This is a genomic window from Candidatus Villigracilis saccharophilus (assembly GCF_016711665.1).
Window position 1 is genome coordinate 110,021 of sequence record NZ_JADJSO010000052.1, and the last position, 13,326, is coordinate 123,346.

Sequence of the window (13,326 nt, forward strand, 5' to 3'; positions counted from 1 at the left end):
GCTGTTACCGCGCCAGGGCTCGCCAGAGACAAGTATGGAAAATAAGGTTTTATTATATATGCAATATGCCACAGATAAGATAAAAAAAGGATGGTTTTTGAGTTAATTCTTTTCCGCCTGCTGACCAGGGCAATCTATATGAAAACCAGGGCTTTCTCAAAGTACAGAAACCATGAATGCGAATTTCACGAATGTATCAATTCCGCGAATTTCAAAAGAATTATTCGTGCCATTCGCTAATTCGCTGAATTCGCGTTCCCAACACGCCACTAAAAAAGAAACTCGTCAAGCTACTTTGAGAAAACCGTAATATGAAAACGAAGCCGCACATGGATTCTTTGCGGCCTCGCCATTTAACTATTCACATGGGGTTGCTTCCCCGCTGATATACACCAAAATATTTTTTACGGAATGCCATCCCAATTGCCCGCGATCGGCATATCGCCGGGGTTGCCCAACGCGAACACGATATCCGCAAAGCCGATCGTATTGCTGTTACGCAGCAGGAACTGGGCATTGCGGTACACACCGATCGTATCAATGCCGTCGTTGTTCCAATCACCGATCACCGGCTGGTCACCCGCCAACCCATAGTTCAGAGCCACATCCGCAAAGCCGCTGGTGTTCAGGTTCTTCAGGAAGATCACACCATTGCCTGGGCGGAACACTCCCGTCGTATCAGAACCATCGCCGTTCCAATCGCCAGCAATGCCGACATCACCCGGGTTGCCGAGATAAAAGCTCGTGTCTGCCGCGCCGCTGGAATTGGTGTTGCGTAATAAGAATTGGCCGTTGCGATAGACACCGATCGTATCAACGCCGTCTCCGTTCCAATCTCCGGCCACAGGCTGGTCGCCGGGCGCGCCGAATGCAAACACAATGTCAGCAAAGCCGACCGTGTTGGAGTTGCGCAGATAGAACGACCCGTTGCGATACACGCCGATGGTGGCGGTGCCGTTCCCGTCCCAATCACCCGCGATGGGATAGTCCCCGCCCAGCCCATAATTGATGGCAACATCCGCAAAGCCGCTCGTATTGGTGTTCTTCAAATACAACAGCCCATTGCCCGGACGGAATACTCCGCTCGTATCCAGACCCGGTTCGCGATATTGGATATTATGGATTTTCCCGCTCGCGTAATCCGCCAGGTACAACTCTCCCTGTTCATCCTCCCCAAAGGTTGATATGGAATAAGGCGTATCCAGCAGTTGAACGGAGGTCCACCCAAGCGCGGCATCCTGATACAAACTAAAAAGCCTGCCGCTGCAAAAATCGCCATAAAAATAATAACCGCCAAGCGCCGGGAAATTCGACCCGCGATAAACGTACCCGCCTGTGATCGAACAGCCCAGCGTGTGGTCGTATTCGGCCACCGGCAGGACCTTTCCGCTTTGATCGCATCCAACCGACGGGTTATAGCATAAGCTGCCTTCCATGACCCGCCAGCCATAGTTCTCGCCGCCGGCGCTGCCTGCGGGTTGAAAATTAACCTCTTCCCTGACGGACTGACCGACGTCGCCGACGTATAGATCATGTGTCAACGCGTCGAACGAAAAGCGCCATGGGTTTCGCAGACCATAGGCCCAGATCTCTTTTTTCAGGTTGGGGTCGATACTCGCAACAAAGGGATTATCGGCTGGAATTCCATAAGCCGGACCGGAATCCACATCAATGCGCAGGATCTTGCCGAGCAGGTTGTTGAGCTGCTGGGCGTTATTGGAAGGGTCGCCCCCGCTGCCGCCGTCGCCTGTTGACCAGTATAAATAGCCGTCTGCGCCGAACGCCAGGTTCCCGCCATTGTGATTCGAGTTGACAGGGTGGCCGATCGTCAGCAGGGTGACACCGCTATTGGGGTCTGCCTGGTCGGGGTTATTGGCAGATACCGAGAATTTTTCCAGCACCAGGTCCGAGCCTGCGGCATCTCCGCTTCTTGGCGCGGTATACGCCGCAAAAAATATTCCGTTCGTGCCATACGCTGGATGGAAGGCCAGCGCCAGCAATCCCTGCTCGCCGCCTGTGGCTTTGATCCTGGATTGAATATCAAGAAAAGGCGTGGCCTGTAATGCCCCATTTTTTATGATGCGAATGCGCCCCTGCTGCTCAACAACAAACAACCGCCCGGAACCGTCACCCGCGTGCGTAATAAAAACAGGCTTGATCAGACCCGAGGCCGTTTCTTGAAATGTAATATTTGACGGGGTGATCGGCGACACGCTTTTGGTTATGGTGTATTGATCCACCACCACGCCCGCGCGGGTGATGAATTGAAAATTTAAACGTATCGGGGTGGCGTCCACCAGCATCGCGCCATAATTGCCGTTATAACGCAGCTGACTGCCTGTGACAGGCGCGCCAAAGTTATATATGGAATGTCCGCCCAGTCCATTTACAAAGTAAGGAATAGTATCCCTGATGATCCGTTCATAGGTATGGTCATGTCCCGCCAGAACCGCGTCCGCGCCCCAGGCTTCAAAAGGCCACTGCAGTTCCGCATTCGATCCGTGCAGTGCCGATGAAAACGGCGCGTGGTGCAGCAAAACGATATTCCAGGCGGAGGAAGAGGCCAGCAAGCCGTTTCTTAACCAGACAGCCTGGGCGGACGTTTGACTAATTCCGTCCGGTTCATGCGGGTCGCTATCCAGCACAAAAAAATGCAGCGGCCCCCGCATAAAGTCATAATACCGTTCATTCCCTGGCAATGAAAAATAGTCAAGATACGGCTGGGGCAGCCCCGCGGCCCTGGTCAGCCAGTCGTGGTTTCCAAGGCTGGGATAAAAATTGTTCGAAGACGCGCCTGCCCCATAGGCCCCGCCATAAGGCTGGATATACTGGTGGTAATACTGCCCAATATTTGTGTCAATGGTTGCCGCCCCGCCAACCGCATAATTATTATCGCCGGTGGTAAGAATGAATTGCGGGTTCCAGCTATTAACCAGCGCGGCCACATCTGCCTCGGGCTGGCCGGCCTGGCCAAAATCTCCGATCACGGCAAAACGCGCCGCGGATGTATGTAGCATATCCCGCCCGTCGTTTATGGGTTGCCTGTCAACCCCGCCGCCCAGGCTCTCTACTTGCATATTTTTTGCGGCAGCATCCATCGAGAGCGCTGGTTGCAAAAGCAGGACTACACAAGCAAAAAAGCCTGAAAATATTTTTTGGACACGGAAGTGATCGCGTTGCATATCAATCTCCTATAAAAGTAAAACTACCGCTAATGACAGCCCCACAGTTAAAAAGTGGCTGTTCTTAAGACTCCACAATCAAGTGGTGTCCTACCCCGCCAAATGGTTGAGTATATTTTACTGTCAGACCGGCAAATTTTCAGGCCAAACAGACGCGAACCTGCTTGTAAAATCGAAAGGTGGCGGATCGTTGAGGCTTTCACGGGAATATCCTAAAATAAGGTTTTCTCAAGGTAGCTTGACAAGTTTCTTTTTTAGTGGCGTGTTGGGAACGCGAATTCAGCAAATTATCGAATACACGAATAACTCATTTGAAATTCGCGGCATTCGCCTTTTCGCGGTATTGCGTTAAGGTTTTTCCTGACCTTGGAATAGCCATGAAACAAAAAAAAACAGCCATTGACATCTAGTAAACTTACACTATAATACTAGTACTATAGTATAAGTACAATATTTATTTCTAGAAAAGGAAACCCATGTCTCTCAAACACGCCATCCTTGGCTTCCTCTCCGTCGCCCCATTCTCGGGCTACGATCTCAAAAAAGCCTTCGACCGCTCCATTCAGCACTTCTGGCCTGCCAACCAAAGCCAGATCTACCGCACCCTGGCGGAACTCGACGAACACGGACTTGTTCAAAAACAGGTCATCGAACGGGAAGAACGCCTCGATATGAAGATCTACAATATCACGCCAGCCGGCAGCGCCGAACTGCATCAATGGCTATGCGCCCCCCTGCCCGAACACGATACCCGCGAGCCCTTCCTCATTCAAGTCTATTTCGGCGGAAAGCTCAGCGATGAGGAAGTCCTCAACCTGATGCGCGCCAAACTCAAAGAGACCGAAGAACGGCTGGCTGTATATGAAGCCGTCTATCAAATGAGCCAAAGCACGCCCGCCAGGGTCACCGACCCGCGCCTGATATTTTTCAGCCTGCTCACCCTCGAAATAGGATACCTCAGCGCCAAATCTGAAGCCGCCTGGCTGCGCTCTGCCATCGAACGCGTTGAAACAAAAAACTACAACATCAAAATAGGAACTAAAATCATGAACAGAAATATTCGTAATATCATTATTGTCGCACTCTTCACTGTGGCAGGCGGCTGGCTCGGGATCTGGCTCAACACGGTCACGGGCAATACCCAGCCGCCCATGCAAAGCCTGGGCGCGCTCGTCTGGCTTACCTCCCCCGCGCTCTCCGGGCTCTTCCTGCGCGCTTTTGGCGGGGATGGCTGGAAGGACTCCGGCTTTGGGTTGAATCTCCTCTCAGGCTGGAAGTGGTATCTGGCAGGGATCCTGGTCTATCCGCTCGCGGCCCTGTTGACCTTTGGTCTGGGTGCGCTTTTCGGCATTGTCAACGCGGACGGGTTCGCCGCGCAGGGCTTCGGCGCGTACTGGTCTGCGGCTGGCGTGATGTTCGTCGGCTCGCTCATGAAAAACATCTTCGAAGAATTTGCCTGGCGCGGATATCTGACCCCGCGGCTCGATGCAGCCAAAGTCCACCCGATCTTGAATCATTTGATCGTCGGCATTCTGTGGTGGTCATGGCATTTGCCGTACTATTATTACTTCCTCGATCGCAGTATATTGACATCATCCATTACCACCAGCATCCCCGTCTTTCTCGCCATCGGATTACTTGTCTTGTTCCCCACCGCGATCCTGTTCGGTGAACTGCGTCTGGTAAGCAGATCTGTCTGGCCTGTCTTCGTTCTGCATAATGTCATCAATGCGCTAAGCCTGCCGCTTCTTATCAATGGTTTTATTAAAGTCAACGGGCCAATGGCGCCCATCTTCACCCCCACCAACGAAGGCATCATCACCTCCATTTTGTTTGGCGCGGCAGGGTTGATGATCTATCAATATCGAATGAAAAGACAGTAATGTCACAACGTTAACCATCTATTTACATAAACTTCGAGAGTTTATGCAACTCAATTGTTTCCCTCCCGTAAACTAACAACAATATGTCGATACGTTTACGGGAGACTCTTAATGAAATACCTTCGAAACCGGAAATTCGCCCTGCCTGCCGCTGCAATCTTAATACTAACCATCACATCCATTCTAGTCCTCCCAAAGTTACTTCCTTCGAGTCCAAAAATAAATATTGCCCTGCATGAGGAACTCATCCTTCCAAAATTGAACGGACAATTCAAAGTTGGAAAAACTACGGTCTACCTGATCGAGAAAGATCGCCCAGCCTTGCCAGGCTTAACCGCTCCGCGCGAATGGGTGGTTACCATTTTTTATCCCGCAGACCCGGCAGCAGGCGCAACGCCCGCTCCCTATGCAGAGGAAGCGCTAAACACAGCCTATACCGATTACTCTCTTACCAAGGAATCCGCTGGAGCCCTCGATCACATCCACTCAAACGCGTATTGGAACGCAGCCGCAAACCATTCCGCAGGCAAATTTCCCGTCCTGCTTTTTTCACCGGGCGGCGGCGAGCAGCCGTTGTTTTATTCAGCCCTGCTTGAGCAGATCAGCAGTTTTGGTTACATTGTGGTCGCCATTCCAGAACCGTTTGACACCCCGGTAATTCCCCTGCCTGACGGACGGATTCTTACCAGCAATCAAATGGCAGAATGGTGCCAACACGAAACATCTTGCAAAAAAGCCATGAGTGGCGGCGAAACCGCCATGCAAGAGATTATGGATAAGATGAAAGACAACCGCGCCAAGGATATGATCTTTGCGCTCAGCCAGTTGGAAAAAATCAACCAGGATAATCCCATTTTGGCCGACACTTTAGACATGGAGAAAGTCGGAGTGTTTGGTCATTCCTTTGGCGGAGCATCATCAGTCCGGTTGGCACAGTTAGACAAACGAATTGACGCAGTTGCCGTATTGGATAGCGATATTTTTCTGGTCATCCCCAAAGATTCAAAATCCCTTTCTCAACCAGTACTGTATATGACCGCATCCAACATAGACGCCAGCGCCCAAGAGTTGGAAGAAATCAGCAAGAACAATGCCTTGACCGCAGCCTATTTAAGCGGGAGCTTCCCTTATTATTTCATCAATATTGCAGGCACAACTCATCAATCCTTCCAGTCAGACGCAATGTTTTTAGCTCCATATATTTCCATCGGCGGCGAAAGCGTCACCTTGAATGCAGGTGATACCACTCCCGCAAGGATCACTCTGGTTATTTCAACCTACGTTTTGGCATTTTTCGATCAGCATCTAAAAGGGATTGACCAAACCCTGCTGGACGGACCTTCAGCCTCTTATCCTGAAATCACGATTACGATCAAGAAATAAAACAAAAACTCCAAGTCTATGAAGAACTTGGAGTTTTTTTATTACTCAATCCCGTCAAAAATATGATCAAGCACTTCCGTGCTCACATCAAACACGGATCCGTTTTCAGGGATGGCTTCCTTGGTCATCCACTCCGGCAGGCGGTCGTCTTTGGCGGTGAAGCCTGCGCGCTTGTTAAACTCGCGTTCCAACTTAATGGTTTCCTTCCCAAGTGCCTGTAAAATATTATCAGGCAGATCGTCCCAGCCATAACGCGCCTTGAGCAGGCGTTTCACCACACCATCAGGAGTGGCCGCATACCCAAAACCCGCAAAGATGCACGCGCCGATGGTGTCATAGCCAGCCATGTTCAACTGGGCATTCAATGACGCATCTTTTTGCTGCGTCGGGTCAAGGTGATTGACCTGCGCGCGGATCGTTAATCCGCAGGTGTGATCCGCGCCCTGTGGCGTGGTCGCAAACGTCACGCCCGTTCCTTTGATCGAGCGCGGCTCGTAAGCAGACATGGTCTGTCCCTTCACCGCCGGCACGCGCTCGATATTATATTTTTTTCCAACGCTCACCGCGCCGTCGCCAAGCACATGACCAAGCTCCGTGCCTGCGCGGATTTCATCGATCAACTTCTGCGCGTCTTCCTCACTGCCCCAGCGCATCAGTCCCGCCTCGGCAGCCACACCCAGCGACCCGCCGATCTCGATCGAGTCCAGTCCCAGGTCGTTGACATGCCAGTTCAATCGGCCGATCGAATCCAAAGAATCAATATCAATATTCGTGCCCATCAAGCCAATGGTTTCATACTCCAACGGCGAGACGATGATCTTGCCGTCCTCCCCGCCGAAGACATTCGAGCACTTGATCGTACAGCCCGCCATGCAGGCATGGGCTGGATCAGACGGCTTGCCGCGTGTCAACGTGAACTCGCGCAAAGTCTCGCCGCTAATATTTTCCACATTATCAAATGTGCCGCGTGAAAAATTACGGACAGTTAATGCCGCAAAGCGCTGGGTCATCTGCGCCATGGCGGCCGTGCCGTAATCACGATACGTGACCGACTGCGGATGATTCATGACCGAGGTCGTGTAATCCTTCTGCGCAACCTTAAACGCTTCTGGATTCGCGATGGCAGGTTTCTGCCCACCGGCCTGATCGAACACGATCGCCTTCAATCCCTTCGAGCCCATCACCGCGCCGAGTCGCCGCGCCAATACGGGATGGGATTCTATCCTTATCAATATTCTGGATCCCCGCCGACTTCATCCGCATCTCACCGCCGGGACCGATCAACGCGATCGCAACCTTATCGCCGTATTTTTCAAGTAATTTCGGCGCGGTATCGTAAACACCCAAACCGGTTATGTAGTCAGCCTTTTCCCATTTCGCGCCGTTCAATGACAGATGCAAAACCCAATAGCCATCATCCTTTGGCAAATCTTCAATAATGAGCGCATGGATTCCCATAAACGCCATGTGATACCCGGTCCGCCCGCCGGCATTGGCTTCCTTGACACCGCCTGTCAGCGGAGACTTTCCGCCGATGGAAATCCTATCGGTCGAGGAAAGCATATGCCCCACCAAAAGCCCGGGCGCGAAGATCAATTTATTCCCCGCCCCCAGCGGATCGCACATCGCGTCCACTTCATCCACCAGGATGCGCGCCAGCAGTCCGCGCCCGCCAAGACGCCGCCAGGTTTCAGGAATGGGTTCGTGCTTAAGCGTTTGCTCGCGCACGTTGATGCGCCAGATCTGTGATTTATATTCAGCCATGGTATTCTCCAAATCATTTATGTCGTTGCACAGACTTTCAACCTTTGACCTTCGACCTTCAACAAGGGCTATCAAAACAAACTCAGTACCGCTTCCCGGAACACCTTCGTGTGATGATCCACATCGCCTTGCGTGGTGTCAGGCGAGATCAACGCCATATTATGGAAAGGCGTCATCAGGATTCCGCGATTGAGTGCAAAGAGATGCATATAACGGTCGAGTTCGGGGTCTACCGCCGCGTGCGCTTCCCCGCCATTCTTCGGCGGCCTTGGGCGGAACCAATATTCGGAGCGGTTGCCCAATTGCTTAACGATCCACGGCAATTCAAATTCCTTGATAACCGCTTCGACCCCGGCCGTGAATTGTTCCCCGGAAGAACAATCGCCTTTGCATAAAATTCCCTCGGTCAATACATGTTGCAGCGTGGCTTTCATGGCCGCAATGGACAGCGCATTGCCTGGCCAGCGTGCCCCCGATTCCCACATCCGAATCCTCCACCGCAAGTTTCCGCTAAAGGCTTGCGATACTTCCTCCGTGAAGCCGTAGATCGCGGCCGGCACTCCGCCAGCCAGGGGCTTGCCAAGGGTCAGGAAATCAGGCTCAAGACCGTGCGCCGCGCTGTATCCGCCGCGGCCGGCACAGATCGTGTGTGTCTCGTCAATGATGAGATACGTCCCGTACTTGCGGGTCAATTCGCGCAAGGCATCGTGATAACCCGGGTTCGGATGAATGATTCCGATATTGGTCATGACAGGCTCGGCGAGGACAGCGGCAACTTCACGCGAGAAAGCGCAGTTTCGAGCGCGCCAATATCATTGAACTCGATCACTTTGGAAGTCTCGCGCGGATCAATTTGCGGTCCCATGTTATTGGGGCGCGACATGGGCGTGCCTTCTTCGTCCATCGTGATAAAAGTTTCGTCCACCGAGCCGTGATAACAATAATTGAACACCAAAATTTTCGGGGCGGCCTGTGATGGGGCTTACCATGCGTAATACACGACGATTCGCGTCGGTCGCGGTCAGGGCGAACTGCCGGTACGGCAACAGGACGCCTCTTCACTTCCTCATAGACCCAAATGACATCTTCAAACGGCAGCATCAGCGTGATGCCTTTCTGTATCTGTTCGGTGATTGCTTTGACCGTCGCCTCTGGCGCGTGGCCTGTCATTGCGCCGGTATCGCCGAGACAAAAATCAATATAGTCGTGACCGTCCACATCCGTGAAGTGCGCGCCTTTGGCTTCCCCAACAAAAGCACGGGAACGAACCAGCCACTGGATCATCCACAACATCGGCACGACGCCGTGAAGTGACTTGCGCGCTGATACAACCTGTTCAAATGACTTGGGATGGATTTTCTTACGAAAGAGATGTTCTTGAATTCGAGAAGTAGCGTGAGTTTGTTTCAAGTCCAATTGATTTTGGCGTCATGTTTTGTCTTTCACCTATCTTCCGGTGGTCGGGGAAGGCGAGCGGTATTCTCGCCTGTGCGTTTACATGACCCAGTGAGGGGCGGAGTTTCGCTTTTATTTTCTCAGTAGCTTCGTACCTCAAAGTGGTTTTAAAGAATGTTCAACTCTGCTGACGATTGCAATTTTAAGGTTGTTCGCATAATTCGCCTTTTCGCGTCATTCGCGTTAAAGATTTTCTGACCTTGGAAATACCATGATTTTCGCTCGGGCGGTATTGCCAAAAGTCTTGAACGGCTGTATAGTTAGTGCGCCAAGCCGGTTTCGAGATTTATTCAAATACAATATATTTTCCACGGCGTCCCAGGATCTCTTTACCAAAACAGGGGCGGTTTGCCCAAATCGTCAGAACGTTCCACTGGTGCGGGTCGGGTTAACTATTTTTTCGAACACAACAGGAAGTGCAATCCATGGATAGACCAATGTTTTCAACCTTGCTTGACTCTTCAATCAGAACAACGTCCTTTCATTATTTCCTTATTTCACGGTATGTTTCAGCATTCTTCCTTCCGCGTTAAAAGGTCATCCTGCCTGCTCCGAAGGAAATAAGAAACCATAGAATCCATCCTCCGCCACATTGACCCGGAAAAATATTCCTTCAAACCGCCGTTTTCAAGTGCACACGGCTCACCGACGATTCGAAGGACGCGGCCCAGTCAGTGATTACGCCAATGAGTATTGTTTAAAAAGCGAATAGGGCAAATGCTGATCCATTTCCAGTCCCAATTCAAGGCCGTTCCGGGTGCTTCTTATACAACGATGATCTTGGATTCTGAAAAGTGGATCCTTGAAACCAACCACGTTCTTCGCTCCAATTTCGGCAACGAAAAGCGCCCGAAGTTCAAAGTGCTTGCTGGCGGCCGAGGGCGTTTTTATACCGAGGATGTCCAGCACGCTCGACTTCAAATCTGTTAATATTAACAGATTTACAACGATGATTTTGTCGAGATCGACGCGCTCATCTCGCGTTCGATGGAAAGGAAGGCCCGGCATCATTCTGCTGCACGGCGACCGGAAACACTGGTGTAAGACCAACTACATCAAAAATCCGATCTGCGGTTTGAGGACAAGGACTTCATCTTATTCAATTAGTTTTGTTAAGAACTCCTCAGATAGTCCTCCATCACCTTCCTGCTGCACAGCAGAAGAATTCAGTCCTGGTCATCGAGGATGCTGAAAAGGTCCATCGTCTCGCGCGATCACGCCTCGGACGCGTCGGTCGTTCCAACCATTCTTCAATTAACAGACCGGACTCTTCGGTGACTTTCACAGAACATCAAGGTCATCTGCACTTTCAACACCGATATTGACCGCATTGACAAAGCCCTGCTCAGAAAAGGCAGGATGATCGCCAAATATAACTTTGCGCCCTTGTCGCCGGGAAAATCAGCCGTCTTGCCAAAAAACTCGGTGCTGAAAATATCAACAGCAGCATGACACGGCTGACATCTTCGGGCTTGACGATCCTGAATTTAACAACTCAACAAAAAGAATATCCGGTTTTCTTCACCGGCCAGGCGGTCGCCTTACTTCACCGCTTCCTTTAACCTTCGCCAAAGATCTTCAACCGTCATTGATCTGTTCGCTTGTCGTTACGGCGGGATCCAACTTTACGGAGGTGTTGTCGTAGGTCCGCACGAAGCAGCAGCATCCTTTTTCTTCGGCGGAATGGATCACATCTTTGACAAGCTGCTTGGCTTTCGCCTGGCTTCCACCAATGATGAATTCCGTGCCGACCATCGGCACCTTGCCGCGCATCGCCGATCTGCGGAGATCCTTCTTCTGGAATTTACGCAAGCCGGTCGCGGGCTGGATACCTTTTCTGCGGCGTTCTCCAGCATCTTTCGTCTCGTATCGCGCGGATGGTTGCCACGCCTCCCGCACAGGCGACCGCGTTCCGCCGTAGGTTTCCGCCGATCACCGACATCAAGTTTCTTGCATAATATCGGTGCGGCTGAAAACGGCCCGACAGGAGGCATGCCAAACGCAATGCCCTTCGCGGCGGTCGATGATGTCCGGGAACCACGCCAAAGTGTTCGAGCGCGAAACCACTTGCCCGTCCGCCCAAAAGCCCGACTGCACTTCATCGAAGATCAATAATATTCCATGCCTGTCGCAGATCTCACGCAGTCCCTTCATGAAGGATATCGGCGGCACGATATATCCACCTTCCCCCATCACCAAATTCGATCAGGATCGCGGCGGTATCTTTCGGCGCGGTCTGTGGGAGCCAGCAGATATTCAAGTTTTTCTAAAGCATACTGTAACCTGTTCCTCACTCATGCCCATGTTGGAACGCGTACGGAAACGGCGATGCATAAATGCCCGCGGGCAGCGGACCAAAACCCGTGCGATATCCAGTCTTGGAAGTGGTCAGTGCCATCGTCTGCGCGGTGCGCCCGTGGAAGGAACCATTGAACACAATATGTTTCTGCCTGCCCGTCGCGCCGCGCTTGCAATCTTGACCGCGTTCTCCAGCGCCTCTGCACTTCCGGAATTGGCGAAGTAGAAACTATCCATTTCAGGTGGGACGATCTTGCCAGTTCCTCGATCAATTGCAGCATCGGCTTATGGATGACGATATTCGCCTGCGCGTGCGAGATAAACCAACCTGTTCGCGGATCGCCTCCACAACTTTCGGTGGCAGTGGCCCGGTATTGGTGACGCCGATTCCGCTGGTGAAGTCGGCAGTTTTTGCCGTCGTCCGTATAAATATACGCGCCTTCCAGCGTGGTCGGCGACGAAGTTGAAGATGCGAGCTCAAGCAGGAGTCATCTTGGGGCGTTATCAGTCTTGAAATTGCTCATGTGTCAAGTTTTCCAGTGTCACTCGCAAAAGATATGTTAGCCGTTTTAAGGGTCCCGTGCTCAGGGTCAGTCGTGAGGAGAGATGGAATGTTTGGAGACCACCGATTGATGGCGCTGGTCTTATCGGCTTGTTGATATTCTGTCTTAAGGATTGGTTCGTCTATATGCCCGACATCAGAGTACGGCGTAAAAGCGGGGATTGAACTTCCACGTCGAACGGCGCGCAATGCCTAAAACGGGCGAATTCTTTTGATTCACAATCAGAAGCCCTCGGCGATGTTGGTCATAGGCAGAACACAGCCGCGCGTTGGATTTGGTCACGCAAGACCGAAATCTTTTTGCGAGGGCTCCTGTATGAATCTGTAATGTCTGCCACAAGTTTCCGTGCTTCCTGCCGCAATAATGTCTTCAAACTTCCTGATCAAAGCCATCCATCACCTCGTTCTACATGACACTTTGCCCGTGACACATGATACGTGACACCGAAACGCACACGGGAAGATATTCCGCCGCCCACTCGATATCGTTAGCTGCAACGTCTCGCGCGTCGGCGCACGCCGTCGGAGGTGTAGCCTGACAGCTTGTAATGGTCGATGGCGAGTTATCAACTTCCTCGTGCGTCAGAGCCAGACCCGCGAGTGGGACCGAGTTCCGCTCAAAGCCTTGAAGAATTTCTTTGGCAGTTTGTCATCCTTGCGTCCGGGTCCTTCGCGGGCATTGAACGTGCGGAACAGATCCAGGCGGCGGCGTCCGACGGTCATCGCTCTTCGACGGTCAGATCCCAGCCACCAGCGACTGAATTCACATCATGCTGACAGTTTCATTGGGACCATACAG

11 protein-coding genes are annotated in these 13,326 nt (G+C 51.9%); 3 read left to right on the forward strand and 8 right to left on the reverse strand.

Annotated features, from left to right (window positions below; translation table 11 throughout):
* Positions 1–404: 404 nt before the first annotated feature.
* Positions 405–3,182, reverse strand: coding sequence for a PQQ-dependent sugar dehydrogenase (locus tag IPL17_RS16780; protein ID WP_345308233.1), 2,778 nt, complete (start codon positions 3,180–3,182; stop codon positions 405–407).
* 476 nt (positions 3,183–3,658) lie between these two features.
* Between IPL17_RS16780 and IPL17_RS16785 the strand changes: the two genes are divergently transcribed.
* Together IPL17_RS16785 and IPL17_RS16790 are read left to right on the forward strand one after the other, a co-directional pair.
* On the forward strand, positions 3,659–5,065 hold the full coding sequence (locus tag IPL17_RS16785) for a helix-turn-helix transcriptional regulator (RefSeq protein ID WP_345308234.1): 1,407 nt from the start codon (positions 3,659–3,661) through the stop codon (positions 5,063–5,065).
* A 111-nt stretch (positions 5,066–5,176) separates the two neighbouring features.
* Positions 5,177–6,448 (forward strand): hypothetical protein, encoded by a 1,272-nt coding sequence (locus tag IPL17_RS16790; RefSeq protein ID WP_345308235.1) that lies wholly within the window; start codon positions 5,177–5,179, stop codon positions 6,446–6,448.
* Positions 6,449–6,489: 41 nt separating this feature from the next.
* On the opposite strand, the gene IPL17_RS16795 is transcribed toward IPL17_RS16790, so the two are convergent.
* The 6 genes from IPL17_RS16795 to IPL17_RS16820 all read right to left on the reverse strand — a co-directional run bounded on the left by IPL17_RS16795 (position 6,490) and on the right by IPL17_RS16820 (position 11,566).
* Positions 6,490–7,653: an aldehyde ferredoxin oxidoreductase C-terminal domain-containing protein gene (locus tag IPL17_RS16795; RefSeq protein ID WP_345308236.1), complete on the reverse strand. Its 1,164-nt coding sequence runs from the start codon at positions 7,651–7,653 to the stop codon at positions 6,490–6,492.
* A complete protein-coding gene (locus IPL17_RS16800) occupies positions 7,547–8,212 on the reverse strand; it encodes an aldehyde ferredoxin oxidoreductase N-terminal domain-containing protein (RefSeq protein ID WP_345308237.1) in 666 nt (221 codons plus the stop codon). Before IPL17_RS16800 ends, IPL17_RS16795 begins: the two co-directional genes overlap by 107 nt.
* 71 nt (positions 8,213–8,283) lie before the next feature.
* Positions 8,284–8,961 (reverse strand): aminotransferase class III-fold pyridoxal phosphate-dependent enzyme, encoded by a 678-nt coding sequence (locus IPL17_RS16805; protein ID WP_345308238.1) that lies wholly within the window; start codon positions 8,959–8,961, stop codon positions 8,284–8,286.
* Positions 8,962–9,037: 76 nt separating this feature from the next.
* Positions 9,038–9,628, reverse strand: coding sequence for a hypothetical protein (locus IPL17_RS16810; protein ID WP_345308239.1), 591 nt, complete (start codon positions 9,626–9,628; stop codon positions 9,038–9,040).
* A gap of 717 nt (positions 9,629–10,345) precedes the next feature.
* Positions 10,346–10,675, reverse strand: a complete 330-nt coding sequence (locus IPL17_RS16815; protein ID WP_345308240.1) for a hypothetical protein — start codon at positions 10,673–10,675, stop codon at positions 10,346–10,348.
* Between the two features lie 570 nt (positions 10,676–11,245).
* Positions 11,246–11,566, reverse strand: a complete 321-nt coding sequence (locus tag IPL17_RS16820; RefSeq protein WP_345308241.1) for a hypothetical protein — start codon at positions 11,564–11,566, stop codon at positions 11,246–11,248.
* 124 nt (positions 11,567–11,690) lie between these two features.
* On the opposite strand from IPL17_RS16820, the gene IPL17_RS16825 reads away from it, so the two are divergent.
* Positions 11,691–12,191 carry a hypothetical protein gene (locus tag IPL17_RS16825; RefSeq protein WP_345308242.1) on the forward strand — a complete coding sequence of 167 codons (501 nt, stop codon included), beginning with the start codon at positions 11,691–11,693 and terminating at the stop codon, positions 12,189–12,191.
* A gap of 918 nt (positions 12,192–13,109) precedes the next feature.
* Here the strand turns inward: IPL17_RS16825 and IPL17_RS16830 are convergent.
* The gene (locus IPL17_RS16830; RefSeq protein WP_345308243.1) at positions 13,110–13,250 is read right to left on the reverse strand and encodes an aldehyde ferredoxin oxidoreductase C-terminal domain-containing protein; all 141 of its coding nucleotides are present in this window, start codon (positions 13,248–13,250) and stop codon (positions 13,110–13,112) included.
* Positions 13,251–13,326: the final 76 nt, after the last annotated feature.